Annotated in this window: 22 protein-coding genes, 2 tRNA genes and 1 pseudogene; 3 read left to right on the top strand and 22 right to left on the bottom strand. The window is 72.5% G+C overall.

Annotated features, from left to right (window positions below; translation table 11 throughout):
- Positions 1-134: 134 nt before the first annotated feature.
- Positions 135-401: a 30S ribosomal protein S20 gene (rpsT, locus tag ACFVS6_RS37525; RefSeq protein ID WP_385178191.1), complete on the top strand. Its 267-nt coding sequence runs from the start codon at positions 135-137 to the stop codon at positions 399-401.
- A 594-nt stretch (positions 402-995) separates the two neighbouring features.
- Here rpsT and holA read toward each other — a convergent pair.
- Positions 996-1,988 (bottom strand): DNA polymerase III subunit delta, encoded by a 993-nt coding sequence (gene holA / locus ACFVS6_RS37530; RefSeq protein WP_389711029.1) that lies wholly within the window; start codon positions 1,986-1,988, stop codon positions 996-998.
- Between the two features lie 61 nt (positions 1,989-2,049).
- Between holA and ACFVS6_RS37535 the strand changes: the two genes are divergently transcribed.
- Positions 2,050-2,292, top strand: a complete 243-nt coding sequence (locus ACFVS6_RS37535) for a hypothetical protein (protein WP_389711030.1) — start codon at positions 2,050-2,052, stop codon at positions 2,290-2,292.
- A gap of 38 nt (positions 2,293-2,330) precedes the next feature.
- Here the strand turns inward: ACFVS6_RS37535 and ACFVS6_RS37540 are convergent, their stop codons facing one another.
- The 14 genes and pseudogenes from ACFVS6_RS37540 to ACFVS6_RS37605 all read right to left on the bottom strand — a co-directional run bounded on the left by ACFVS6_RS37540 (position 2,331) and on the right by ACFVS6_RS37605 (position 16,874).
- Positions 2,331-3,212 (bottom strand): YceI family protein, encoded by an 882-nt coding sequence (locus tag ACFVS6_RS37540; protein ID WP_389711031.1) that lies wholly within the window; start codon positions 3,210-3,212, stop codon positions 2,331-2,333.
- 136 nt (positions 3,213-3,348) lie between these two features.
- Positions 3,349-5,841: pseudogene (locus tag ACFVS6_RS37545) on the bottom strand (ComEC/Rec2 family competence protein); the annotation flags it as partial.
- Positions 5,842-5,957: 116 nt separating this feature from the next.
- Entirely contained in the window at positions 5,958-6,716 is a 759-nt protein-coding gene (locus tag ACFVS6_RS37550; RefSeq protein WP_389711032.1) for a helix-hairpin-helix domain-containing protein, read from the bottom strand.
- A 440-nt stretch (positions 6,717-7,156) separates the two neighbouring features.
- Entirely contained in the window at positions 7,157-8,002 is an 846-nt protein-coding gene (locus tag ACFVS6_RS37555) for a DegV family protein (protein ID WP_389711033.1), read from the bottom strand.
- 167 nt (positions 8,003-8,169) lie between these two features.
- Positions 8,170-8,958, bottom strand: coding sequence for a hypothetical protein (locus ACFVS6_RS37560; protein WP_389711050.1), 789 nt, complete (start codon positions 8,956-8,958; stop codon positions 8,170-8,172).
- Positions 8,959-9,084: 126 nt separating this feature from the next.
- Positions 9,085-11,958 (bottom strand): leucine--tRNA ligase, encoded by a 2,874-nt coding sequence (gene leuS / locus ACFVS6_RS37565; protein WP_389711034.1) that lies wholly within the window; start codon positions 11,956-11,958, stop codon positions 9,085-9,087.
- A gap of 301 nt (positions 11,959-12,259) precedes the next feature.
- Positions 12,260-12,332 (bottom strand) — tRNA-Ala (locus tag ACFVS6_RS37570).
- 170 nt (positions 12,333-12,502) lie between these two features.
- Positions 12,503-12,736, bottom strand: a complete 234-nt coding sequence (locus ACFVS6_RS37575) for a hypothetical protein (protein ID WP_362876780.1) — start codon at positions 12,734-12,736, stop codon at positions 12,503-12,505.
- Positions 12,737-12,879: 143 nt separating this feature from the next.
- Positions 12,880-12,952: transfer RNA gene (locus ACFVS6_RS37580), tRNA-Ala, on the bottom strand.
- Between the two features lie 133 nt (positions 12,953-13,085).
- Positions 13,086-13,742, bottom strand: coding sequence for a histidine phosphatase family protein (locus tag ACFVS6_RS37585; protein WP_389711051.1), 657 nt, complete (start codon positions 13,740-13,742; stop codon positions 13,086-13,088).
- On the bottom strand, positions 13,739-14,185 hold the full coding sequence (gene rsfS, locus ACFVS6_RS37590) for a ribosome silencing factor (RefSeq protein WP_073915048.1): 447 nt from the start codon (positions 14,183-14,185) through the stop codon (positions 13,739-13,741). The genes ACFVS6_RS37585 and rsfS overlap by 4 nt, the downstream gene beginning before the upstream one ends.
- 129 nt (positions 14,186-14,314) lie before the next feature.
- Positions 14,315-16,024 carry an LCP family protein gene (locus tag ACFVS6_RS37595; protein WP_389711035.1) on the bottom strand — a complete coding sequence of 570 codons (1,710 nt, stop codon included), beginning with the start codon at positions 16,022-16,024 and terminating at the stop codon, positions 14,315-14,317.
- 24 nt (positions 16,025-16,048) lie between these two features.
- Positions 16,049-16,666 (bottom strand): nicotinate-nucleotide adenylyltransferase, encoded by a 618-nt coding sequence (gene nadD / locus ACFVS6_RS37600; protein WP_281206789.1) that lies wholly within the window; start codon positions 16,664-16,666, stop codon positions 16,049-16,051.
- A 43-nt stretch (positions 16,667-16,709) separates the two neighbouring features.
- A complete protein-coding gene (locus tag ACFVS6_RS37605; RefSeq protein WP_389711036.1) occupies positions 16,710-16,874 on the bottom strand; it encodes a hypothetical protein in 165 nt (54 codons plus the stop codon).
- 140 nt (positions 16,875-17,014) lie between these two features.
- Between ACFVS6_RS37605 and ACFVS6_RS37610 the strand changes: the two genes are divergently transcribed.
- Positions 17,015-18,130, top strand: coding sequence for a M48 family metallopeptidase (locus ACFVS6_RS37610; RefSeq protein WP_389711037.1), 1,116 nt, complete (start codon positions 17,015-17,017; stop codon positions 18,128-18,130).
- On the opposite strand, the gene ACFVS6_RS37615 is transcribed toward ACFVS6_RS37610, so the two are convergent.
- The 7 genes from ACFVS6_RS37615 to ACFVS6_RS37645 form a co-directional block, all read right to left on the bottom strand.
- Positions 18,102-19,322: a hypothetical protein gene (locus tag ACFVS6_RS37615; protein ID WP_389711038.1), complete on the bottom strand. Its 1,221-nt coding sequence runs from the start codon at positions 19,320-19,322 to the stop codon at positions 18,102-18,104. The two genes, ACFVS6_RS37610 and ACFVS6_RS37615, sit on opposite strands and share 29 nt — an antisense overlap.
- A 68-nt stretch (positions 19,323-19,390) precedes the next feature.
- Complete coding sequence (locus tag ACFVS6_RS37620; RefSeq protein ID WP_389711039.1) at positions 19,391-19,948, bottom strand: hypothetical protein; 558 nt, start codon at positions 19,946-19,948, stop codon at positions 19,391-19,393.
- A 76-nt stretch (positions 19,949-20,024) separates the two neighbouring features.
- Positions 20,025-21,308: a glutamate-5-semialdehyde dehydrogenase gene (locus ACFVS6_RS37625; RefSeq protein ID WP_389711040.1), complete on the bottom strand. Its 1,284-nt coding sequence runs from the start codon at positions 21,306-21,308 to the stop codon at positions 20,025-20,027.
- A gap of 458 nt (positions 21,309-21,766) precedes the next feature.
- Positions 21,767-22,216, bottom strand: a complete 450-nt coding sequence (locus tag ACFVS6_RS37630) for a hypothetical protein (protein ID WP_389711041.1) — start codon at positions 22,214-22,216, stop codon at positions 21,767-21,769.
- 84 nt (positions 22,217-22,300) lie between these two features.
- Positions 22,301-23,428, bottom strand: a complete 1,128-nt coding sequence (proB, locus tag ACFVS6_RS37635) for a glutamate 5-kinase (RefSeq protein WP_385584936.1) — start codon at positions 23,426-23,428, stop codon at positions 22,301-22,303.
- Between the two features lie 93 nt (positions 23,429-23,521).
- Positions 23,522-23,950 carry a GtrA family protein gene (locus ACFVS6_RS37640; protein ID WP_389711042.1) on the bottom strand — a complete coding sequence of 143 codons (429 nt, stop codon included), beginning with the start codon at positions 23,948-23,950 and terminating at the stop codon, positions 23,522-23,524.
- Positions 23,947-24,924, bottom strand: coding sequence for a glycosyltransferase family 2 protein (locus ACFVS6_RS37645; protein WP_389711043.1), 978 nt, complete (start codon positions 24,922-24,924; stop codon positions 23,947-23,949). Before ACFVS6_RS37645 ends, ACFVS6_RS37640 begins: the two co-directional genes overlap by 4 nt.
- Positions 24,925-24,964 lie beyond the last annotated feature (40 nt).

Consider the following 24,964-nt stretch of genomic DNA (forward strand, 5'->3'; position numbering starts at 1 on the left):
CATGGACGGGGCAGTGCGCTCGGTTTGGGCCGGTCGGAACGTGCCTGGTAGCCTGGGCAGCTGTGTCTCGTATGCCCTCTCAGCTGCGGGACGCAATCCGAAGAACAAAACTCTGAACCTGAAAAGGCTCTTTCGTGGCGAACATCAAGTCCCAGATCAAGCGGAACAAGACGAACGAGAAGGCGCGCCTGCGCAACAAGGCCGTCAAGTCCTCGCTCAAGACCGCGATCCGCAAGGCCCGCGAGGCCGTCGTCGCCGGTGACGCCGAGAAGGCCACCGTGGCTTCTCGCGCCGCCGCGCGTGCGCTCGACAAGGCTGTCTCGAAGGGTGTCATCCACAAGAACGCCGCCGCCAACAAGAAGTCGGCGCTGGCCTCCAAGGTTGCCTCCCTCCAGGGCTGAGCTCTCGATGTGAATCGCCGGTAGGGACCCAGCGGGCCCTCTCTCCCGCTCCGTACCGGCACACCGCGCCGCACGCGGCCTGCGTTCGCCACGCGGGTGCGGCGCAACCAAGGCAGTGACCGAAGGCCCCGGGCCTCCGCCCTTCCCCAGGACGGAGCCCGGGGCCTTCGCGTTGCCCGGAACGCGTCGCGCTTCGCACCTCGCGCGTTCCCACCGGTGGGGCCGCCCCGTGCGTGTCGAGCCCGCGGCGTGTAGGGCCCGCGGCGTGGCCGGCCCGCCCTACCGGTCCTGCCGCCCGGCGGCTGCGGCCCGCGCGGGGACGGGGCCCGCCGCCGCAGGGGGGTATCACCGCGGAGCTGTGTCGCCGCGGGGCGCGATGCGGGGTCCGACGCGGGCGCCCCCGCGCGGGCTCCGGGTCCTGTCGCCGAATGGCCGTCCGCTGGCCCGCGACGTTCGGCGCGGGCTCTCGCCGCCCCCGGGCGGAGGCGCGATACGGGGCCGGTGCGCGGCCCTACGCCCGGCACGCCGAGGGCAGGCACCGAGACGCGCCGCGAGGCCGCCCTCGGGGCCACGGCGGGAGTGTGGCGACAGGCCCTAACGACGGGCCGGGCGGGCCGCGCGGGCCACCGCCACGACCGCCTTTTCCAGGGCGTACTCGGGGTCGTCTCCCCCGCCCTTCACGCCGGCGTCGGCCGCGGCGACCGCGCGCAGCGCGTCGGAGACGGCGTCCGCCGACCAGCCCCGCATCTGCTGCCGGACCCGGTCGATCTTCCACGGCGGCATGCCGAGGTCACGGGCGAGGTCGCCGGGGCGGGCCCCGCGGGGCGCGGAGGCCAGCTTGCCGATCGCCCGGACCGCCTGGGCCAGCGCACTGGTGATCAGGACCGGCGCGACCCCCGTCGAGAGGGACCAGCGCAGCGCTTCGAGCGCTTCCGCCGCACGCCCCTCGACCGCCCGGTCCGCGACGGTGAAGCTGGAGGCCTCGGCCCGGCCGGTGTAGTAACGGCCGACCACGGCTTCGTCGATGGTGCCCTCGACGTCCGCGCACAGCTGCGCCGCCGCGCTCGCCAGTTCCCGCAGGTCGCTGCCGATGGCGTCGACCAACGTCTGGCAGGCCTCGGGGGTCGCGGAGCGCCCCAGCGTCCGGAACTCTCCCCGCACGAACGACAGCCGGTCCGCCGCCTTCGTCATCTTCGGGCAGGCGACCTCCCGGCCACCCGCCTTCCGTGCCGCGTCGAGCAGACCCTTGCCCTTGACGCCGCCGGCGTGGAGGAGGACGAGGGTGATCTCCTCGTACGGTGCGCCGAGGTAGGCCTTGACCTCCTTGACGGTGTCCGCCCCGAGGTCCTGCGCGTTGCGCACGATCAGGACCTTGCGCTCGGAGAAGAGCGAGGGGCTGGTCAGCTCGGCCAGCGTGCCGGGCTGGAGCTGGTCGGAGGTGAGGTCCCGCACGTCCGTGTCGGCGTCGGCCGCGCGGGCCGCCGTCACCACGTCCCGTACGACACGGTCGAGCAGCAGGTCCTCCTGCCCCACCGCGAGGGTGAGCGGGGCGAGCAGGTCGTCGGTTGAGTTCTTCCTGGTGGCCATCGGCTCCAGCATCCCACGCCGCGCCGACAGTCCCCCTCGTCCGGTACCCGAGAATGGTCGGGTGAACGAGCGACATGTACTGGTCCTCCCGGACCGCGACGCCGCCGAAGAGGTGGCCCAGGAGGCCGTCGACCGCTTCGGCCTGCCCGAAGAACCCCAACTGGTGCGCGACGCCCTCGCCGGTGAGGACGACGCCGAGGACGCCCAGTGGCTGGTGGTCGTGGAGGACCCGCAGGAACGGCTCGACGCCGCCTCCCTGGACGACCTCGCCGCCGAGTACGAGGGCTGGCTCGAAGCCCCCTGACGCCCGCCCCGGCCCGTCCGGGCCCCGGGGGCGCGGTGTCAGGCCTTGTGGACGATCTGCACGTCCAGCGACACTTCCACGCTCGCGCCGATCGCCGCGACGCCGGCCGCCAGCATCGACTGCCAGTTGAGCGCGAAGTCCTCGCGGTTCAGCTCGGCCGTGGCCCGGCAGGCGGCCCTCGGCTCGCCCTCCAGGCCCGTGCCGTGGCCCAGGTACTGGGTGTCCAGGGTGACGGAACGACTGACGCCGTGGAGGGTGAGGGCGCCGGCGACCGCCCAGCGGCTGCCGGAGCGGTGGATGAACCGCTCGCTGTAGAACTCCACCGTCGGGTGCCGGGCGGCGTCGAGGAAGTCCGCGGACCGCAGGTGGTCGTCCCGCAGGCGCATTCCGGTGTCGATGCTCGCCGCGTCGATGATGACGTGCATGGAGGACTCCTCCATGCGGTCCGCGATCCGGACCGCGCCCGCGAAGGTGTTGAAGCGGCCGTGGATGCGGGCGAAGCCGATGTGCCGGGCGGCGAAGCCGATCGAGGAGTGCGACGGATCGAGCTCCCAGTGCCCGGGCTGCGGCAGCCGCGGCGGTTCCACCGCGTCCAGGATGATCTCCGCGGTGCCGAGCTGCGCCGGGTCGCCCACGAGCGTCGCCCCGTGGAACGGCGCGTACCCCTCGGCGGTCACCGAGAGCCGGTACTCGCCCTCCGGCATGGCCGCGGTGAACCCTCCGTACGGATCGGTCTCGCCGCTGACGACCCGTCTGCCGATCGGATCGGTGACCTCGAACTTGGCTTGCCGGATGGGTTGGTGGACCGTGTCGAGGACCCGACAGCTCAACAACCGCGCGGTCGGCGGCAGTGTGAGCGTCGCGGTTCTCTGCGAGTCGACGCTTCCGGCCGACTCCATCCCCCGTCGGCGACCGAACATGGTTGACGCACCCCCGTGCTGTGTGGACTTGGACCGTTGCGGCGAAGAGGCATTCGATCATGCTGCCGGGTTGTGGGCAAACAGAATGGTCGCGCCCGGTATGCCCGGCCCCGTTCCGACGTCGGCCGGCCGGAAACGCCCTCATCCGGGGACCGCTGCCGAAGACCGCGATCGAACCGTCGGTATCGGTGCGCAGGACGGTCGTGCCGCGGGCCCTCAGCCGGGCCAGCATGCCCGGCGCCGGGTGGCCGTAGCGGTTCCCGGCGCCGACAGGAACGATCGCGAGCCGCGGTCGCACCCGGTCGTGGAGGGCGGGGTCCTGGCGTGCCGAACCGTGGTGGGCGACCTTCAGCACGTCCACCGGCCCCAGTTCCGGATGTTCCCTCAAGAGGGCTTCCTGGGAAGGCGGTTCGAGGTCTCCCAGCAGCAGGAACGTCAGCCCGGAGGTGCGCACCAGGAGGGCGACGCTCGCGTCGTTGGCCCCCTCGGGCGGAGGGCCGGCCGCCGACGGCCACAGCACCTGCCACTCCACTCTTCCGGCCTTCCTCCGCTCCCCCGCCACGGCTTGCGCGACGGGCACCCCGGCGGCCGCCGCGACCCGCCCGACGAACGCCGCCTGCCCGGGAGGCTCCCGCACTGTGGTGGTTTGAATCACACCCACGGACCGGCCCCGCAGCACCCCCCGGAGCCCTCCCACGTGGTCCGCGTGGAAGTGCGTCAGGAGCAGGAGTGGGACGCGATTCACACCCAGGGTCCGCAGGCAGGCGTCCACCGGCCCGGGCTCGGGCCCCGCGTCCACCACGACGGCGGAGCCCGGAGCGACGGCGAGCACGGCGGCGTCGCCCTGACCCACGGCGCACTGCACGTAGCTCCAGTCGGGCGGCGGCCAGCCGGTGAACGTACGGATCAGCTGCGGCGGCCGCAGTACGGCGATCAGCAGCACCACGGCGAAGGCGGCGCACACACCCCGCCGCCGGCCGAACCTGACGCCGAGTCCCACGAGGGCCGCCGTCGCGGCAACCAGCAGCAGGGCTCCGCCCGGCCCGCCCGGCCAGGGCAGCTCCGCCCCCGGCAGCCGCGCCCCGGCCCGCGCGACCGCGGCGATCCACCCGGCGGGCACTGCCGCGCACCGGGCGAGCAGCTCCGCCAGCGGCATGCACCACGGAGCCGTGGCGAGGACCGCGAAGCCCAGTACCGTCGCCGGGCCGGCCGCGAGTTCCGCCAGCAGGTTGCACGGCACGGCGACGAGGCTCACCCGGGCGGAGAGCACGACGACGACGGGGGCGCACACGGCCTGCGCCGCCGCGGCGGCTCCCAGCGCGTCGGCGAATCGGGGCCGCGTCCCGCGTCGCCGCAGGGCTTCGCTCCAGCGGGGCCCGAGCGTGAGCAGCGACCCGGTGGCCAGGACCGACAGCAGGAATCCGGCACTGCGGGCCAGCCACGGGTCGTACAGCACCAGCAACAGGACGGCCCCGGCCAGCGCGGGGATCAGGGACCTGCGCCGCCCGGTGGCGAGGGCCAGCAGGGTGATCCCCCCGCAGGCGGCGGCGCGCAGCACGCTCGGCTCGGGGCGACAGACCACGACGAAGGCCAGGGTCAGGGCCGCCCCGCCCACCGCGGTGGCCCTGAGCGACAGCCCCAGGCGGGGCGCCAGTCCCCGCCGCTCGACGTGCTGCGCGCGGGCCGGGGGCCCGATGAGCAGGTACAGCACGACGGTCAGGTTCGCCCCGGAGACGGCGAGCAGGTGCAGCAGGTCCGTGGCCCGGAACGCGTCGTGCAGGTCGGGCGGGACCCTGGAGGTGTCACCGACCACCAGGCCGGGCAGCAGGGCCCTGGCGTCCGGCGCGAGCCCCTCGGTGGCGTCGCGCAGGCCGACGCGCAGGGCCGCGGCGATGCGCTGCGCGGTGTCCGGGCCGGCCGTGACCCGGGGCGGTGTGTCGCCCGCCGGGCGGACCAGCGCCACGGCCCGTTCCCCGCTGCGGGAGGGGGCGAGGCGGGCCACCACCGCGACCCGGGTGGAGGGCAGCAGCCGGGCCCATCCGGGGTGCGCGGCGAGCACCCGCACCGGGGTCCGGATCCGGCTCTCCCTGCCGTCGGGGCCCGTCACCCGGGTGGCCACGGCGTCCAGCACCACCACGGGCGGCCCGGTTCCCGTGCGGGCCTCCCGGGGGTCCGAGCCGACGGTGAGCTCCGTGAGGACCCGGGCGTGCGCCCCGGCGAGCCGGGGAAGGGGTCCCGCCCGCGCCTCGGCCCGTTCCAGCCCGGCCACCCCCGCCCCGGCGGCCGCGCAGAGCAGGGTGGCGGCCGCGGTCACGCCGACCCGCCACAGGAGCCTGGTTCCGCGGGCCCCGGCCGACAGCAGCGCCCCGGCCGCGACCACCGCGAGCCCCACCCCGGCGGCGGTCCGCGGGCCCGGGGCCACGAGGGCCGCTGCCGCCGCCGCCCAGGCGCCCAGAGCGGGCACGACGAGCCGCAGGTCCACCGGCCGGACCCCCTCGCCATGCCCACCGGACCCGCGACGACCCGCCCCACCCCCACCTACCCCCACGGACCGGCTCACGGGCGGGCTCACCCCGGCCACCCGGGGCCCCGCCCCCGCGGCGCGGTTCCCGCCGAGCCGGCGAGCCATGACCCCCGGGACCGGCTCCGGCGCCACCGACCGCCGCCCGCGCCCCACGAACCCGGAGGCTTCGCCCGCGCCCCTCCCGGGGCCACTGCCGCCGGCGCCGCGCCCGTCCGGGGTGTTCACGGCCGCACCAAGGGGCGCAGGTCGGCGAAGCGACGCTCACCGATGCCGTTGACCTGCCGGAGTTCCTCCACGGCCCGGATTCCGCCCCGGGCGGTACGGAAGTCGACGATGTGCCGGGCCAGTACCGGGCCCACCCCGGGCAGCCCGTCCAACTGCTCGACGGTCGCAGTGGCGAGGCTCAACGGCACGGCACCCGAACCCGGACCGGCCCCCGCACCCGGAGCGCCCCCGACCGGTGCCTGCTGCGGCGGTGTCCCCACGAGCACCTGCTCGCCGTCCACGAGGATCCGGGCCCGATTGAGCCCGGTGGTGTCGGCGCCCGGCCGCACTCCCCCGGCGGCCGCCAGCGCATCCTCCACCCGTGAGCCGGCGGGCAGCCTCCGCACGCCGGGATCCCGGACCTTGCCCCCGACGTCCACCACGATGCGCCCGCCCGACCCGGCGGCGGCACCGGACCCCGGCGCCGGCGCCGGGCCGGGAGCCGGTGCGGGTGCCGGGGTGATCACCGCGGGCGCCGTCACCGGCTGCGGCCGGCCCGACCAGTACTGCTGGGCGGCGAACCCGACCGCCGCGACCAGCACGACGGCAACGGCCGCCACCGTGCGCCGCTCCACCCCGCAACGGGCCTGCACCCACACGGGCAGCCGCTCCCGCACGGCGAGCCACCGCCCGGCCGGCCCCGTCGACCCACCGGCGCCCTTCCCCGAGTCACCGGGATCACCCGGTGCACCCGATGCCTCGGATTCGGCACGCACACCCCCCGCTCCGAGCCCACCGCCCGCGGCCCGCGTCCCGCGCACCCCGAACTCGGCCGTACCTCCACGGATGTCGGGCGGCGGCGGATCGGCCGCCCGCCCATCCCCTCGTTCCCGTCCGCCTCCGCGTTCCCGCCCGCCCGCGGCTGCGCCGGCGGACAGCAGCGCCTCGGCCCGGCGCCGCAGGCGGTCGGGATCCGGATGAACGCGACGACGGTCCCGCAGACGGCCGTCGGAACGGCGCGGCCTGCCGGGGCCGGCAGTGGCGACGGAGGCTTCGAAGTGGCGCGTGGAGCGCGATCGCAGAGTCATGCCACGACGCTAGGGGCGCGTCCCGATCCCCGCTCGGAGCCTTCAATTCCAGTGGAGAACAAGCACGTTGTGGATAACTCGACCACCCGTCCCGGTGACAGGTCCCGGATCCCGCACCCGCACCCGCCTCAGCGCGGCGAAACGACCGCCGCCAACAGACCCGGCCCGGTGTGTGCTCCGATGACCGCGCCGACCTCGCTGACGTGCAGCTCGACCAGCCCGGGGATCCGTTCCCGAAGCCGCTGGGCGAGCTTCTCCGCTCGTTCGGGGGCCGCCAGGTGGTGCACGGCGACATCGACGCTTCGCGAACCGGCCCGCTCGACGGCCAGTTCCTCCAGCCGCGCGATGGCCTTGGAGGCCGTGCGTACCTTCTCCAGCATCTCGATGCGCCCGCCGTCCAGCGTCAGCAGCGGCTTGACCGCCAGAGCCGAGCCGAGGAGGGCCTGAGCGGCCCCGATCCGGCCGCCGCGGCGGAGGTAGTCGAGGGTGTCCACGTAGAAGTACGCCGACATCTCCGCGGCGCGCTTCTCCGCGGCGGCGACGGCCTCGTCCGCGGAACCACCGGCCTCGGCCGTTTCGGCGGCGGCGAGGGCGCAGAAGCCGAGGGCCATCGCGACCATGCCGGTGTCGACGACCCGCACCGGCACCGGCGCCGTCCTCGCCGCGACCACCGCGGCGTCGTAGGTGCCGGAGAACTCGGCGGAGAGGTGGAGGCTGACGATGCCGGTCGCACCGGCGTCGGCGGCGGCCTGGTAAGCGCGCACGAACTCCTCCGGGCCCGGCCTGGAGGTCGTGACGGAACGACGCTTCTGCAGGGCGACGGCGAGGCTGCGCGCCGAGATCTCGGTGCCCTCTTCCAGGGCCTCGCCTCCCAGGACCACGGTCAGGGGGACGGAGCTGATCCCGTGCCGCGCCATCGCCGGTGGGGGCAGATAGGCCGTGGAATCGGTGATGATCGCGACATGGCGGGACATGAGCCGGAGGTTACCGCCACCGGGGGCGATCCGGCAGCCCGGCCCCTCGGCTCACGAAGAACACCAGGTCCGGGCCCCACGAAAACACCGGGCCCGGCCCCACGAAAACGCCTGGCCGGCCCACCACGATGACGGCCCGAACCCTACGAAATGCCCCGCCCCACCCCTCAGGTGGTCGCCTCGGGCCTCGGGGTCTTCTGCCACGGGTACCGCACCTCCGGCGTCGGCGGATTCAGCGCGGCGGGCTGCGGCTGCGCCTCGCGGGCCGTCCACCCGGAAGGCGCCTGCGAACCAGGCGCCCCCTGCGCACCGGCACCGGCACCGGCACCGGATCCAGCCCCGGACCCGGACCCGGCCCCGGCCTGCTGCGCGTCCCACGCGGCCGCGGCGGCCGCCAGTTCGTCGACGGATTCCGGGGACCAGTCACGCAGGGCGTCCGATTCGACCCCGATCTGGGCCGACAGCAGGTCCAGGTCGTCCTCGGCGAACCGACGGGCACGATCCCGTGCGGCCCACCGCAGCGAGTCCGCGGCCTGCGTGATCTTGGCGGTGCGTTCCCGGAGGTCAGGAAGGCTCTCCTCGATGCGCTTGCGGTCCGGGTCGTGCTCCAGCCGCTTCAGTTCGTCGTCCAGCTCGTACCCGTGGGCGCTGAGCCGCTCGAAGAGGCCGATCGACTCCTTCAGCGAGCTGTCCACCTGCACGCCCTGGTACAGCGCCTGCTGCGTGGCCCGCATGGAGTTGCGCAGGTCCAGCCGCAGTTGCGCCAATGCCCCCGTGACCCCGACCTGGCCGAAGCTCTTCGCCCTCAGGGTCGTGTCCTCGACCGTCCTGCGGGCCTGCGTGATCGTACGGTCCACGCCGCGCTTCGCCGCGCCCACCACCTTCACGGTGGCCCAGGCACCCAGCCCCAAGAAGGCGAACAGCACCAACAGGGCAAAGATGATCAAAGCGCCCACCTCCATGAGGTTCCCTTCCTCCGCCGAATCACTTCCCTCCACCGTAAACGCCAAGGGCAGGTCGGGGGTTCCCGCGGAACCCCCAACCTGCCCTTACGGGATGTCCCCCACACCGGGGGGCCGTCCTCAGATGACGATGTTCACCAGCTTCGGCGCCCGCACGATCACCTTGCGGATCTCCGCGCCGCCCAGCGCGGCGACCACGCCCGCGTCGGTGACGGCCAGCTGCTCCAGGTCCGCCTCGGAGATCGTGGGCGGCACCTCCAGGCGCGCCTTGACCTTGCCCTTGACCTGGACGACGCAGGTGACGGTGTCGTCCACGACGTACGCCGGGTCCGCGACCGGGAAGTCCTGGTGGACCACCGAGTCGCTGTGGCCCAGGCGGTGCCACAGCTCCTCCGCGATGTGCGGGGCCAGCGGCGCGACCAGCAGCACCAGCCGCTCGGCGACGGAGCGCTCCAGCGGGCGGCCCGCCTTCGTCAGGAAGTTGTTCAGCTCGGTGATCTTGGCGATGGCCGTGTTGAACCGCAGCGCCGCCATGTCCGCGCCGGCCCCGTCGATCGCCTTGTGCAGCGCCCGCAGGGTGTCCTCGCCCGGCTCCGCGTCGACGACGGTGACCTCACCGGTCTCCTCGTCCACCACGTTGCGCCACAGGCGCTGCAGCAGCCGGTACTGGCCGACGACGGCGCGGGTGTCCCACGGGCGCGAGACGTCCAGGGGACCCATGGCCATCTCGTACAGGCGCAGGGTGTCCGCGCCGTACTCCTCGCACATCTCGTCGGGCGTGACGGCGTTCTTCAGGGACTTGCCCATCTTGCCGTGCTCGCGCTTGACGGGCTCGCCCTGGTGGAACCAGCCGCCGTCGCGCTCCTCGACCTCGGCCGCCGGGACGTACACACCGCGCGAGTCGGTGTACGCGTACGCCTGGATCATGCCCTGGTTGAACAGCTTGTGGAACGGCTCCACGGAGGAGACGTGGCCCAGGTCGAACAGGACCTTCGACCAGAAGCGGGCGTACAGCAGGTGCAGCACGGCGTGCTCGGCGCCGCCGACGTACAGGTCGACGCCGCCGTGCGGGGCGCCGTCGCGCGGGCCCATCCAGTACTGCTCGATCTCCGGGTCGACCAGCGCGTCCGCGTTGTGCGGGTCCAGGTAGCGCAGCTCGTACCAGCAGGAGCCGGCCCAGTTCGGCATGGTGTTGGTCTCGCGGCGGTAGCGCTTGACGCCCGCCCCGTCGCCCAGGTCCAGCTCGACGTTGACCCAGTCCTCGTTGCGCGACAGCGGCGTCTCGGGCTTGGAGGCGGCGTCGTCCGGCTCGAAGGTGCGCGGCGAGTAGTCCTCGACCTCGGGCAGTTCCAGCGGCAGCATCGACGCGGGCAGCGCGTGGGCGACGCCGTCCTCGTCGTAGACGATCGGGAAGGGCTCGCCCCAGTAGCGCTGGCGGCTGAACAGCCAGTCGCGCAGACGGAAGTTGACGGTGCCCTCACCGATGCCGCGGTCGGCCAGCCAGTCGGTGATGGCGGCCTTGGCCTCGACGACGCCCAGGCCGTCCAGGGAGATGCCCTCGCCGGCGGAGTTGACCAGCGCGGCGTCGTGCGAGACGAACGCGGCGTCCCACTCGGCCGGGTCGGTGCCCCGGCCGTCCGTCGGCTGGACGACGCAGCGCATCGGCAGCTCGAAGGCGCGCGCGAACTCGAAGTCGCGGCTGTCGTGGGCGGGGACGGCCATGATCGCGCCGGTGCCGTAGCCCATCAGTACGTAGTCGGCGATGAAGACCGGGACCTGCTCGCCGCTGACCGGGTTGGTCGCGTACGCGCCGGTGAAGACGCCGGTCTTGTCCTTGGCCTCGGCCTGCCGCTCGACGTCCGACTTCGAGGCGGCCTGCTTGCGGTAGGCGTCGACGGCCTCGGTGGGGGTGGCCCAGCCGCCGGTCCACACCGGGTGGGTGCCCTCGGGCCAGGCGGCCGGGACGACGGCGGAGACCAGCTCGTGTTCGGGCGCCAGGACCATGTAGGTCGCGCCGAACAGGGTGTCCGGGCGGGTGGTGAAGACGGTGATCGCGCCGGCGTCGCCGACGGCGAAGTCGACGCGCGCGCCCTCGCTGCGGCCGATCCAGTTCCGCTGCTGCAGCTTGATGGCCTCGGGCCAGTCCAGCGCGTCCAGGTCGTCCAGCAGGCGGTCCGCGTACGCGGTGATCCGCATGTTCCACTGGCTCAGCCTGGCCTTGAAGACGGGGAAGTTGCCGCGCTCGGAGCGGCCGTCCGCGGTGACCTCCTCGTTGGCCAGTACGGTGCCCAGCCCGGGGCACCAGTTGACCGGCGCGTCGGAGGCGTAGGCCAGCCGGAAGCCGTTCAGCACGTCGGCCCGCTCGGCAGCGGTCAGCTCGGCCCAGGCGCTGCCGCCGGGTACCTCACGGCTGCCGTCCTCGAAGGCGGCGACCAGCTCGGTGATCGGGCGGGCCTGCTGCGCGTCGGTGTCGTAGAAGGAGTTGTAGATCTGCAGGAAGATCCACTGCGTCCACTTGTAGTAGTCGGGGTCGATCGTCGCGAACGAGCGGCGCTTGTCGTGCCCCAGGCCCAGGCGGCGCAGCTGGACCTTCATGTTCTCGATGTTCGCCTCGGTGGACACGCGCGGGTGTGTGCCGGTCTGCACGGCGTACTGCTCGGCCGGCAGGCCGAAGGCGTCGAAGCCCAGGGTGTGCAGGACGTTGTGGCCGGTCATCCGCTGGTGGCGGGCGAAGACGTCGGTGGCGATGTACCCGAGCGGGTGGCCGACGTGCAGGCCCGCACCGGACGGGTACGGGAACATGTCCATGATGAACTTCTTGGGCCGCGCGACCACGGTGGGGTCTCCGGCCAGGTCACCGGTCGGGTTCGGGGCCTCGTACGTGCCCTCCGCGTCCCATACGTCCTGCCAGCGTGCCTCGATGTCGGCGGCCATGGCAGCCGTGTAACGGTGCCCCTCGGCCGCCTCGGGGGCCGGGGTGTTCGTCTCGCTCATGATTTCTGAAGCTCCATCGATCGTCTCTGCCGTCTCTGCCTGCCCAAACGAAAAAGCCCCTCGCACAGGAGGGGACGCCGCGCCGATGCCGACCGCATCCGTGGTGCTCGATGGGTCGGTACTGATCAGCGCGGCTCGGTAAGCAGAAGGCGTACGGCACGCATGGCGTCAGGGTACCGCAGCGGCTCCCGCGGCCGCTCTGCCGTTCCGAGCGGCGGGCACGCGACGGGGCCGCGGGCACAACGGGAGCGGGCACAACGAGAAGCGGGCCACCCGATCGGGGTGGCCCGCTTCTTCACTGTGGAGCTATGGAGAATTGAACTCCAGACCTCCTGCATGCCATGCAGGCGCTCTACCAACTGAGCTATAGCCCCTTGTACTGCCGTACTGCTTGCCGCTTCGGTTTCCCTTGCCGGTTCCCCTTGGCGACGTCCCAAACATTACACGGTCATGGCCCTGGTCCAAAAATCGGTTTCCGCCGACTGCGGGCCATGTCCGTTTTGAGGTGTATCGCCGCCTTCTCGCTACCTTCTCGTCGGGCCCGTCAGGCTCGCGCGAACTGGTAGAACCGCTTCAACGTGCAGTGCTCGTCGAGCAGCCGCCCGTAGATCGGTTCCCCTTCGAGCTCCCGGTACGTCTCGATCGGGTCGCCTTTTATGATCAGCGCCCGTGCGCATTCCTCGCACCAGTACTGGTAGTCGTGGTTGACCGGTTCCATGTCCCGCACGATCGGCGTGCCGTTGTCGCACCAGTCGCACCGCCGCCGGTGTGCACCCATCCGTCAGCGACTCCCTCCCGCGTCGGGCCGTCGTGACCCCCTCCGGCCGTCCGATTCTGCCATGCCGGTGCCGACGGGGGCAGCCGTCGCAAAAGGAACAAACGCAAGGATCCCGCCCCCTGTTGGGGACGGGATCCTGATTGTGGAGCTATGGAGAATTGAACTCCAGACCTCCTGCATGCCATGCAGGCGCTCTACCAACTGAGCTATAGCCCCGCTCTCCGCCGCGTTCCCCCCGTTTCCGGTGTTCTTCGCTGCGAACAAGAAGAACTCTAGCCTGTGACCAGCCGGAAAGTGAAATCCGGGTGGGAGGCCCGTTCCGACGCGTCCGGCCGGGCTCCGCGCGGGCTCAGTCGTCGTCGCCGAGCACCGGTTCCGGCAGCGTGCCGGCGTTGTGCTCCATCAGTCGCCAGCCCCGCGCGCCTTCGCCGAGGACGGACCAACAGCAGTTGGAGAGCCCGCCGAGACCCTCCCAGTAGTACGCCTCCAGGCCGAGCAGGCGGCCGATCGTCGTACGGATGGTGCCGCCGTGACTGACGACCACGAGCGTGCCGCCCTCGGGCAGCGCGTCGGCGTGGCGCAGCACCACCGGCGCGGCGCGGTCGGCGACCTCGGTCTCCAGTTCACCGCCGCCGCGGCGGACGGGCTCGCCGCGCTTCCAGGCGGCGTACTGCTCGCCGTACTTCGCGAGGATCTCGTCGTGCGTGAGGCCCTGCCACTCGCCGGCGTACGTCTCGCGCAGCGCCTCGTCGTGCTGGACGGAGAGGCCCGTGACGGCGGCCAGTTCGGCGGCCGTGTCCGCGGCCCGCCGGAGGTCGGAGGCGACGATGGCGTCCGGCCGCAGCGAGGCGAGCAGCCGAGCGGCGCGGCGCGCCTGCGCCACACCCGTCTCGGTCAGCTCTATGTCCGTGGAGCCCTGGAAGCGTCGTTCCAGGTTCCACGAGGTCTGGCCGTGCCGCCAGAGGACGATCTTCCTGCTGGTCGTGCCCGTTGTGCTGGTGCTCAGAACAGATCACCGTCCAGTTCGTCGTCGCCGGCCGCCTCGCGCAGCTTGGCGTGCTCCTCGGCCTTGCCGATGGTGAGCTTGGCGTCCTCGGGGAGCTCGATCTCGGGGCAGTCCTTCCACAGGCGCTCCAGCGCGTAGAAGACGCGCTCCTCGCTGTGCTGGACGTGGACGACGATGTCGACGTAGTCGAGCAGGATCCAGCGGGCGTCGCGGTCGCCCTCGCGGCGCACCGGCTTGGCACCGAGCTTCTTGAGCAGCTGCTCCTCGATCTCGTCCACGATCGACTTGACCTGGCGGTCGTTCGGCGCGGAGGCGAGGAGGAAGGCGTCGGTGATCGACAGCACGTCGCTGACGTCGTACGCGATGATGTCGTGCGCGAGCCGGTCGGCCGCGGCCTGGGCGGCGGCGGTGATGAGCTCGATGGAGCGGTCCGTGGCGGTCACGTGGCCATGCTTTCGGGTTGACGGGCAGATCCTTACAAGGGTCTCATGTACCGCCGACCCCGCCCGCGCAGAACGTTCCGCGCGGACGGAAGCCCAGCTCAGGGCCGGTTCGCGGGGGCCTCGGAGCCCTCAGGACGCCTTGTAGTCCTTGCCCAGGGTCACCACGACGTCCGCGTTCACCGCGTTCTCCGCCTTCTTCACGGCCGTTTCCGGCAATCCGAGCGTCTTGGCGACCTCGATCGCCCGGTCCCGCTGCGCGTCGTCCTGGTAGGTGATCCGCGAGGTGGCGTCGGTCCGGTCGGCCTTGCCGCCGTCCACGAACGCGTAGCCGCCGTTGAGCAGGGCCGCCTTCGCCGCGGTTCCGGTCCGTTCGTCGCCCGTGGCGTCCCTGAGGCCGACCCGTGGGGCCGCGCCCGGTTGGGCCGCGGTGAAGGAACCGCCGAGGACCTCCTTGACGACCCTCTTGTTCGCCTCGTCGGTGAGGCCGCCGTCGGGCTTCACCGCGAGGACCTCGGTGCGGTACGCGCCCACCTTGGCGTGCTCGCCGATCCGCGCCAGGAGCGCCCCGAGGTTCTGCGCGTCCAGTCCGGGGTCGAGGATCTGGCCCATGCTCTCCACGGTCGTCGCCGCCGACTTCGGGTCGCCGGGAATCTTGCGCAGGACGGCGAGGAGCACCCGGCCGGTCCGCTCCAACTGTTCGGCCTCCGGTTCCCCGGGGCCGCGGTGGGTGGCGTACGCGACGGCCATCGCCCCGGTGAGGCTCTGCTTCGAGCCCTGCGCGACGGCCGGGGTCCTGGCCTGTTCGTCGGCCGGGACCGCGGTGTCGGTGTCCGTCTCGATGCCGCCGACCAGCTCGACGAGGCGTTCCAGGAAGGGCGTGTCCAGGCGCCAGGTCCCGCCGATGCGGGTGCCGAGGACGGTGTCGAGGGACTCGCGGGTGCCGAGGGCCCCCTCCTCGACGGTCTTGCCGAGGGCCGCCGGGGTGCCGTCCTGCTTCGTGACGCCGAGGGTGTTGGGCAGCAGGACGGTGGCGCCCCGGCGGGTGGTGACGTTGTCCACGAGGAGGGCGGTGGAGGTGCCGCCGCGCTTGGTGTTGTGCAGGTGGACGACGATGATGTCGCGCTTCTGCTCCCCGGTGGCCGCCGCGGTGTTCCGTTGCCCGTCGGGGCCGTCGAGGAAGGGCAGCCGGTCCGCGTACCAGAGGTAGCCGGCGCCTCCGACGACGAACAGGGACAGGACGACGATCAGCGCGACCCCGCGGTTGCGGCCCCTGCGGCGGGCCTCCTCGCGGCGCTCGGTGCGGCTCTCGGTGAAGGCCAACCAGTCGATGACGTCCTCGGAGTCCTCGTCCGGCCGGTCGACGAAGGCGAACCGCTCGTCGTCGTGGTCCGCGCCGGGCGCGGGGGCACCAACCTGCTCGCGGCGCGGCTCGGGGACCTGCGGGGGCGGTTGCGGGGCGCCCTCGTACCGCGGCTGCTGCTGTTCCGGGGGCGGGTACGGGGGTTGGTGGGGCTGCTCGGGGGCGCTCTGCTGCGGGATCCACTGTTGCGCCTGCCGGGTGTCGTACCCGGGGTCCCGGGGCTGCTCGTACCCGGGTTGCCCGTACTGCTCCTGCCCGTACGGCTGCTGGTACTGCTGTTGCCGGTACTGCTGCTCCTGCTCGTAATGCTGGTACTGCTGGTACTGCTGCTGTTCGTACCCGTACGGAGGAGGGGCGTCGGGGGGCGGGGCGGGCCGCGCGGCGACCGGGCCGTACACGGGTCTGCCGTACGGGTCGTAGCCGATGAGCTGCTGCTCCTGGGCGGCGTACGGGTCGTACGGATCCTGTGGGTCGTTCACCGCGGGCCCCTCTCTTCCGGAAGCTCAGGCTCCCCGGTACAGCTCACGCTTGTCGATGTAGCGCACCACACCGTCGGGAACGAGATACCAGACCGGATCGCCCTGGGCGACCCGGGCTCGGCAGTCCGTGGAGGAGATGGCCAGCGCGGGGACCTCGACGAGGGAGACGCCGCCTTCGGGCAGTCCGTCGTCGGTGAGCACGTGGCCGGGGCGGGTCACTCCGATGAAGTGCGCGAGGGAGAAGAGTTCCTCGGCGTTCCGCCAGGTGAGGATCTGGGCGAGGGCATCGGCGCCGGTGATGAAGAACAGGTCGGCGTCGTCGTTGAGCGCGCTCAGGTCCCGCAGGGTGTCGATGGTGTACGTCGGACCGCCGCGGTCGATGTCGATTCGGCTCACCGAGAACTGGGGGTTCGAGGCCGTCGCGATCACCGTCATGAGGTAACGGTCCTCGGCGGGGGACACGGCCCGCTGCGACTTCTGCCACGGCTCACCGGTCGGTACGAACATCACCTCGTCGAGGTGGAACAGCGCGGCGACTTCGCTGGCGGCCACGAGGTGGCCGTGGTGGATCGGGTCGAATGTCCCGCCCATCACGCCGAGCCGGCGCTTGACCGGGCCCGTAGGCATTTCCTGCTCTCCCATGAGCGCAGAGCCTACTGGCCCGGTGCCGCGTCCACGGAGGGGCTTAGCGGTCGCGGTTCAGGCGCGTGGTCACCCAGAGCATCAGCATCAGGATGACGAACGCAGCGCCACCGGTGAGGTAGGGGTTCAGGCTGTCGTGGTTGCCGCCGTGCTCGGCGCCCCCCGATGCGAGAACGACCATGTTGTGGGCGGTGGTGGAGAGGCTCATCAGGCAGATACCTATCGAGTCGGGGAGCGAGCGGAGACTTCGCTCACATCGTATGCGGGGCCCCTGGGCACGCTCACGCCGACTCAGTCGTTGGGGAGGATGGACGCCAGACGACACAGGCCGATCAAGGGGGAGGCGCTATGACGGACACCGGTTTCGAGAAGGCACCGGCACGCAATCGCAGGAGGTTCCCCGGAATCTCCTCACGGGCGTACGAGCACCCCGCGGACCGTTCCGCGCTGGTGGCGCTGCGCAAGCTGAGCGGCTTCGACACGGTGTTCAAGACCCTGAGCGGGCTCCTGCCGGAGCGCAGCCTGCGGCTGCTCTTCCTGTCGGACTCGGTGCGGGTCGGCGAGACGCAGTTCCCGCACCTGCACGGGATGTTGCGCGACGCCTGTTACATCCTGGACCTGGAGAAGGTCCCGCAGATGTACGTCCAGCAGGACCCGAAGCCCAACGCCATGTGCATCGGGCTGGACGAGCCGATCATCGTGGTGACGACGGGCCTCGTGGAGCTGCTCGACGAGGAGGAGATGCGGGCGGTGGTGGGCCACGAGGTGGGCCACGCGCTGTCCGGGCACTCCGTGTACCGCACGATCCTGCTGTTCCTGACGGGTCTGGCGCTGAAGGTCGCGTGGATCCCGCTGGGGAACGTGGCGATCATGGCGCTGGTCACCGCGCTGCGCGAGTGGTTCCGCAAGTCGGAGCTGTCCGCCGACCGGGCCGGTCTGCTGGTGGGCCAGGACCTGAACGCCTCGATGCGCGGCCTCATGAAGATCGCCGGCGGCAACCACCTCCACGAGATGAACGTCGACGCGTTCCTGGAGCAGGCGGACGAGTACGAGAAGAGCGGGGACCTGCGCGACTCCGTGCTGAAGATCCTCAACGTGCTGCCGCGCACCCACCCCTTCACGACCGTGCGGGCGGCCGAGCTGAAGAAGTGGTCCCAGCACCGGGACTACCAGCGGATCATGGACGGCCACTACCCGCGGCGCGAGGAGGACAAGGACACCTCGGTGACCGACTCCTTCCGCCAGTCGGCGTCGCACTACGCGGACACGGTGCGCACCAGCAAGGACCCGCTGATGAAGCTCGTCGGCGACATCGCCGGCGGCGCGGGCGACCTGGGCGGCAAGCTCCGCGACCGGTTCACCGGCGCGGGATCGGGAGCGGGCGCCGGATCGGGTACCGGGGCTGCCGGTGACGGCGGCTCCGACGGCAAGGGCACTACCCGGCCGGGGCCGGAGCAGGGCTGACGGGGGCCGCGCTCCCCGGCGTGGCGCCGGAGGGCTCCACGGTCCGTTCCCCGGGCGGCGGCTGCGCCGTGGGCGTCCCGCCCGGGGCGAGGACGCCGCACAGCCCGGCCGTGCGCCGGGGGCGGCCGTCGGTGTACGGATCGGTCGCGGGCGGGCCCACGGTGGTGGGGTCCGACCCGGCCGTCAGCGGGCGGAAGCCCGCCGCGGGGTCACTGGCGCAGTCCTGCGGGCCCGCCAGCACGTAGGCGGAGGTCAGCTCGGTCCGGCGGGCCGTGAGGTCCTCCCTGTCGAAGCGCATCCGCAGTTCGCGCCGGACGGTGAAGAGCGAGGCCCCGTCGAGGGTGGCCGCCGGGCCGCCCACCGGGCGGACGGCGTACACGAAGGTGTGGTCGGTGGTCACTTCCAGGACCTCCGGGGTCAGCTCCCGGAAGGCGAGGGTGCCGCTGACCCGGACCCTGGTGTCGGCGACGAGCACGACGGCGGGGTCGAAGCGGACGAGCCAGCCGGTGGCCGCGTACCGGCCGTCCCCGGAGGGCGCGGTCATGCTCTGGTCGAACTGGGTGAGCTGGCCGGGGTCGAGCAGGACGCGGACGGGCCGTGAGGCGGCCCCGGACAGCACGTCGGGGTCCAGCGAGGACTGCACCAGGTAGTCCTTGGCGATGGACAGCGCGGCGACGACCTGGCCCTCGGTGAAGTGCTGGGTGCGGCGCAGGGCCGGAAGGGTGATCCCTGCCGCGCCGACCCGGTAGTCGGCCGCCCGGCTCTTCTCGTACAGGTCGGTGGGTTTCCCACCGGGCACCTTCTCGGCCGGGGCGAGGGGTACGACGACGCTGCTGAGCGGCTCGGCGGTGCCGCCGGGCGGCGGGACGTACGGGTTGCGCAGGCCCATGTAGACGGCGACCGCGAAGGCGGTGGCGATGAGCAGCACGAGGAGCATGCCCTGGCGGGCGCCGCGCCCCGGGGTGCTCGTCCCCTGCGCGGAGGAGGGTCCGCCGGACGACCAGAGGGAGCGGCTGCGGACGGCTCGGGCGTGTTCGCCCATGCGTTCTTCCGCCGAGAACTCCTGGAGCCGGGCAGCGCGGACGAAGTCCTCGTCGAACACCACCGACCGGTACTCGTCCGGGCGCAGTTCGTCATCGCCCCCGCCGATGCCGTCGGGGGTGCCGCCTGGTGGATCTCCTGGAACGGCCATCGCTTCTCCCCGCTGTCCCCGCTTCAGAGAAGCCCCCGTCTCCGGTTCGCGCAAGCGGGGTCGTACCTTCAGGGTTGGCGGACTACGGGGTAGGTAAACGCGCCGACGTCCCCGACTTCCCGGAGCGGGGTGCTGGCCGGCGCCGGGGCGGGGTCCGCTTCCCCGGAGGCGTTGCGGTAAACGGCGCTGAAGGCGAGGGCGACCATGCCGAGCCCCATGACGAAGGCGAGCACCCAGGCGACCGGGCGCAGCCACGGCGACCGGCCGCGGTAGGGCCGCAGGCTCCCGCCGTAGGCGCCGTAGGGGCCCTCGGCGTATCCGTAGCCGTGGTGGTCGGGATCCCAGCCGGGGTCGTCGTCCAACCCGGGGCCGTCGGGGTGGCCGTAGCCGTAGTCGTCGTCGCCGTTCCAGCCTCCGGCGACGCGGGCGGCCTCGGCCTCGGCTCTGGCCCGGTCCGCGGCCCGCTGGCGCTCGGCGGCGCTCGGTTCATGGATCTCGGCGTTCCGGACGAAGGCCTCGTCGAACACCACGGAGGCGAAGTCGTTTTCCGCGCCTCCGCGGTCGTTTGCATCGTCTTCGGGGGTCCCGTCGTCCGGGAACGGCTTGCCCCCCACGTCGTCCGGCACAGCAACAGCGTAGACCTGGGGGGCGGCTTTGGGCAGGCGTACGCCGGGATCCGGCCACACCGTGTTCGTGGGGCGGTTACCGGATGTGACCGTCGCCGGTGACGATGTACTTGGTGGAGGTGAGCTCGGGAAGGCCCATGGGGCCCCGGGCGTGCAGCTTCTGGGTGGAGATGCCGATCTCGGCGCCGAAGCCGAACTGGCCACCGTCCGTGAAGCGGGTGGAGGCGTTCACGGCGACGGTGGTCGAGTCGACCAGCTGGGTGAACCGGCGGGCGGCGGCCTGGGAGGTGGTGACGATCGCCTCGGTGTGGCCGGAGGTCCAGCGGCGGATGTGGGTGACGGCGTCGTCGAGGGAGTCCACGACGGCGGCGGCGATGTCGTAGGACAGGTACTCGGCGGCCCAGTCCTCGTCGGTGGCGGGCAACGCGGTGGCCTTGGTGCCCTCGGCCGCTGCCAGGACCCGCTCGTCGCCGTGGACGGTGACGCCGGCGTCGGCGAGGGCGTCGAGGGCGAGCGGAAGGAAGGTTGCCGCGATGTCGCGGTGCACGAGGAGGGTTTCCGCGGAGTTGCAGACGGAGGGCCGCTGCGCCTTGGAGTTGATGAGGATGTCCACCGCCATGCGGAGGTCCGCCTCGGCGTCGACGTAGACGTGGCAGTTGCCGGTACCGGTCTCGATGACCGGGACGGTGGACTCCTCGACGACGGTCCTGATGAGGGAGGCGCCACCGCGCGGGATGAGGACGTCGACGAGGCCGCGGGCGCGCATCAGCTCGCGGACGGAGTCGCGGGACTCGCCGGGAACGAGCTGGATCGCGTCGGCGGGCAGGCCCGCTCCCTCGATGGCGTCGCGGAGGATGGCGACGAGCGCCGTGTTGGAGGCGTAGGCCGACGAACTGCCGCGCAGGAGAACGGCGTTGCCGGACTTCAGGCAGAGGGCGGCGGCGTCGACGGTGACGTTGGGGCGGGCCTCGTAGATGATGCCGACGACGCCGAGCGGTACCCGGATCTGGCGGAGGTCGATGCCGTTGGGGAGGGTCGAACCGCGGACGACCTCGCCGACGGGGTCGGGGAGGGCCGCGACGTCGCGCACGTCGGAGGCGATGGCCCCGACCCGCTCCGGGGTGAGGGTGAGGCGGTCGATGACCGTCTCGCTCGTGCCGGCCTCGCGCGCCTTGGCCGTGTCCACGGCGTTGGCGGTGACGATCTCCGCCGTACGGGCCTCCAGGGCGTCCGCGATGGCCAGCAGGGCCGTGTCCTTGGCGGACCGCGGGAGTGGCGCGATGGTGGCGGCGGCCGTGCGGGACCGCTGCGCGGTGGCGAGGACGGGGGAGGTGGCGGTGGCGTCGTCGAGCGTGGTCATGCGGCCAGGGTAGTCCCCGGTCCCACCGGGCCCGAAGGGGTTCCATCCCCCGAGACGGGGGGGCGGGTGGGCCGCCGCGGGGGCCTCTCCCCCGGAGCCGCCGGTCGGCGCCCCGGGCCGCTGCGCGGGGGTCCCCCCGCCCCTTCTCCGATTCCCGGGCTCCGCCCCGGCCCGCGCCTCAAACGCCGGCGGGGCCGGATGGGGCCGGTCCGCACGCCCCCGACCACGACGGAGTGGAGGGGCCGGGGGTGGACGGGCCCCGGCAGGATCCGAAAGGGGCGGCCCGGGGCCTGTCGTCAAAGTCCCGTCGTCGCCCGGAGGGCGGCCTCGCGGTGTCCGGTGCGTGCTCCCGGCGTGCCGGGCGGAGGCCGGTGTACCGGACGTACTCGGGCATTCGCCCGGTGCGGCGGGAGTGCGTGCCGGACGCCACGAGGCAGAAGGGAGTTCGACGGCAGGCCCTAGTACGGGTGTACGCCCACCGGGTGGGCCGGGGGCGGGCCGTAGCCCTCCGCCACGCGTTGGTGGTACGTCGCGCGGTCGATGACCTCCAGGCCGACGATCTCCCAGGGCGGCAGCCGCGCCGAGGACCGGTGTTCGCCCCAGAGCCGCAGGGCGACGGCCGCCGCGTCGTGGAGGTCGCGGGCCTCCTCCCAGTACCGGATCTCCGCGTGGTCGTCGGCGTACCGGCTCGTCAGCAGGAAGGGGTGGTCGTGGGCGAGCTGTTCCAGCCCTCGCCGGACCTCCGAGAGGGGCGCGGGCTTGCCGGAGACGCTCAGGGTGATGTGCCACAGGCGGGACTCGTCCCGGTCCCCGTGGCCGTCGTCCCCGTGGCCGTGGTCCCCGCCTCCGTGCCCGCTCCCCTGTCCGTGGCCGTCCCCGGTGCCGACGCTGGTCAGCGCTCGTCTCACCAGCCGCCTCCTGTCTGCGCTACGCGTGTCCGCCCCTCACAGTTGACCAGTCCCCGGCCCCCCGCGCGGCGGTTTTGCCGAACCTCAGCCCTGGAGCAGCACCAGATCGTCACGGTGTACGACCTCCCGCTCGTACGCGGGTCCGAGCTCCCTGGCGAGCTCGCGGGTGGAGCGGCCGAGGAGCTGCGGGAGCTCCTTGGCGTCGAAGTTGACGAGACCCCGCGCGACGGCGCGACCGTCCGCGGACCGCAGCTCGACGGGGTCCCCGGCGACGAAGTCGCCCTCCACGGCGGCGATCCCGGCGGGCAGCAGGGAACTGCCGCGTTCGGTGACGGCGCGCACGGCGCCGTCGTCCAGGACGAGGTGGCCCTGCGGGGTCGAGGCGTGTTGGAGCCACAGGAGCCGGTCGGCGGAGCGGCGGCCGGTGGCGTGGAAGTGGGTGCCGGTCGGGCGGCCGGAGAGCGCGTCGGCGGCCTGGCTGGCGGAGGTGAGGACGACGGGGATGCCCGCGGCGGCGGCGATCCGGGCGGCTTCGACCTTGGTGACCATGCCGCCGGTCCCGACGCCCGCCTTGCCGGCGCTGCCGATGGTGACGTGGGCGATGTCCTGGGGGCCGCGCACCTCGTCGATGCGGGTGGTGCCGGGCTGCGACGGGTCGCCGTCGTAGAGGCCGTCGACGTCGGAGAGGAGGACGAGGAGGTCGGCGCGCACCAGGTGTGCGACGAGGGCGGCCAGCCGGTCGTTGTCGCCGAAGCGGATCTCGTCGGTGGCGACGGTGTCGTTCTCGTTGACGACGGGCAGCGCGCCCATGGCCAGGAGCTGGTCGAGCGTCCGGTAGGCGTTGCGGTAGTGCGCGCGCCGGCTGGTGTCGTCGGTGGTGAGCAGGACCTGGCCGACGCGGACGCCGTAGCGGGCGAAGGAGGCGGTGTACCGGGCGACGAGCAGGCCCTGCCCGACGCTGGCGGCCGCCTGTTGGCGGGCGAGGTCCTTGGGTCGGCGGCGCAGGCCGAGCGGGGAGAGTCCGGCGGCGATGGCACCGGAGGAGACCAGGACGATCTCCTTCTCCCCGCCGCTGCGCGCCTTGGCCAGTACGTCGACCAGGGCGTCCACCCGGTCGGCGTCGAGTCCGCCCTCCGCCGTGGTCAGGGAGGAGGAACCGACCTTGACCACGATCCTGCGGGCGTCCAGCACGCCTTGCCTTGCCCCTGACACGTCTGTCCCCTTGCCCCTTGCCGGACGGCCGGACGGAAGGTCCGGCCGACCTGCCCAATCTACGGGGTGGCCGTGAGCGCGCGCTCGGCGGTTTCAGACGGTGGACGAGGACGACGGCCTCGGCGCGGGTTCCGCCGCGCGGGCCGCCCCGGGGACCAGGATCCTGCGGGACAGCAGGAAGGTGAAGGGGATGGCGACGACGGCCGCGACGAGCGGCGCGATCCGGGTGTCCATCCCGGCCCAGGTGACCAGGGCGTAGAGGCCGACGGACTGGATGACGTAGTTGGTGACGTTGGTCAGCGGGAAGAACAGGAACTTCTTCCAGGTGGGCCGGGTGCGGTAGGTGAAGTAGGTGTTCATGAAGAACGACCCGATCATCGACAGCACGAAGGCCAGGGTGTAGGCGGCGAAGTACGGCATCCACGGGTGCAGCAGCAGGTAGAACCCGAAGAAGGTGCCGGTGTTGACGCCGCCCACGAGGGCGAACCGGAAGATCTGGCCGAGCTGGTCCTTCTTCGTCATCGGCGGCTGCGCTCCGCGATCACGGCTTCGGAGATCCCGGGCATGCGCTCGGCGCCGTGGGCTTCCTTGACCAGGAAGTGGGGGCGGCGCTTGGTCTCGTAGTAGATGCGGCCGATGTACTCGCCGATCAGACCCAGCATGATCATCTGGACGCCGCCGATTCCGGCGATCATCGCGACGAGGGTGACGTAGCCCGGCGAGTCGATGCCGTTGGTGATCGCCATGATGGTGATCCACAGCGCGTACAGGCCGGTCAGGCCCACCAGCGACACGCCGAGCCAGATCCCGATCCGCAGCGGACGGTTGTTGAACGAGATCAGCCCGTCCATGCCGTAGTTCAGCAGGCTGCCGAACTTCCACTTCGTCTCGCCGGCCTCGCGCTGGGCGTTGCGGTAGTCGAAGTGGACGGTGTCGAAGCCGATCCAGGAGAACAGCCCCTTGGAGAAGCGGTTGTACTCGGGGAGCGCGAGCAGGGCGTCCACGGCCGGCCGGGACAGCATGCGGAAGTCCCCTACGCCGTCGGCGAGTTCGACGTCGACCCAGCGGTTGACGCCCCGGTAGTAGAGGCGGCTCAGGGCCGAGCGGACCTTCTTGTCGCCCTCGCGGGTGCGCCGGGCGATGATCTGGTCGTGGCCCTGCCGGTAGTGCTCCAGCATGGTGGCGATCAGCTCCGGCGGGTGCTGGAGGTCGGCGTCCATGATGACGACGGCGTCGCCGGTGGCCTCGCGCAGGCCGGCGAGCATGCCGGCCTCCTTGCCGAAGTTGCGGCTGAAGGACACGTACCGGGTCTGGTCCGCGTACTCGGAGGCGATCTTGCGGAGCTTTTCGAGAGTTCCGTCACGGCTGCCGTCGTCGACGTAGCAGACCTCGTACTCGACGGGCAGGTCGTCCAGTACCCGCCTGATCTCCGCGTCGAAACTGTCGATCACGGCTTCTTCGTTGTAACAAGGGACAACTACCGACAGCTTGGTCATGAGCACTTCCTGCTGGGTCCGAACGGGTGATTGTCGGCGA

Source organism: Streptomyces sp. NPDC057939 (assembly GCF_042887545.1).
In the GTDB taxonomy this organism is placed as follows: Bacteria; Actinomycetota; Actinomycetes; order Streptomycetales; family Streptomycetaceae; genus Streptomyces.

What these genes read in the sequence shown, in the direction of transcription:
- ACFVS6_RS37625 (WP_389711040.1), bottom strand. Translation starts at nt 21,308, where the DNA reads ATGACCACGCTCGACGACGCCACCGCCACCTCCCCCGTCCTCGCCACC.
- ACFVS6_RS37605 (WP_389711036.1), bottom strand. Translation starts at nt 16,874, where the DNA reads ATGAGCCTCTCCACCACCGCCCACAACATGGTCGTTCTCGCATCGGGG.
- ACFVS6_RS37640 (WP_389711042.1), bottom strand. Translation starts at nt 23,950, where the DNA reads ATGACGAAGAAGGACCAGCTCGGCCAGATCTTCCGGTTCGCCCTCGTG.
- ACFVS6_RS37555 (WP_389711033.1), bottom strand. Translation starts at nt 8,002, where the DNA reads ATGTCCCGCCATGTCGCGATCATCACCGATTCCACGGCCTATCTGCCC.
- leuS (WP_389711034.1), bottom strand. Translation starts at nt 11,958, where the DNA reads ATGAGCGAGACGAACACCCCGGCCCCCGAGGCGGCCGAGGGGCACCGT.
- ACFVS6_RS37615 (WP_389711038.1), bottom strand. Translation starts at nt 19,322, where the DNA reads ATGGCCGTTCCAGGAGATCCACCAGGCGGCACCCCCGACGGCATCGGC.
- holA (WP_389711029.1), bottom strand. Translation starts at nt 1,988, where the DNA reads ATGGCCACCAGGAAGAACTCAACCGACGACCTGCTCGCCCCGCTCACC.
- ACFVS6_RS37610 (WP_389711037.1), top strand. Translation starts at nt 17,015, where the DNA reads ATGACGGACACCGGTTTCGAGAAGGCACCGGCACGCAATCGCAGGAGG.
- ACFVS6_RS37540 (WP_389711031.1), bottom strand. Translation starts at nt 3,212, where the DNA reads ATGTTCGGTCGCCGACGGGGGATGGAGTCGGCCGGAAGCGTCGACTCG.
- ACFVS6_RS37575 (WP_362876780.1), bottom strand. Translation starts at nt 12,736, where the DNA reads ATGGGTGCACACCGGCGGCGGTGCGACTGGTGCGACAACGGCACGCCG.
- nadD (WP_281206789.1), bottom strand. Translation starts at nt 16,666, where the DNA reads ATGGGAGAGCAGGAAATGCCTACGGGCCCGGTCAAGCGCCGGCTCGGC.
- ACFVS6_RS37645 (WP_389711043.1), bottom strand. Translation starts at nt 24,924, where the DNA reads ATGACCAAGCTGTCGGTAGTTGTCCCTTGTTACAACGAAGAAGCCGTG.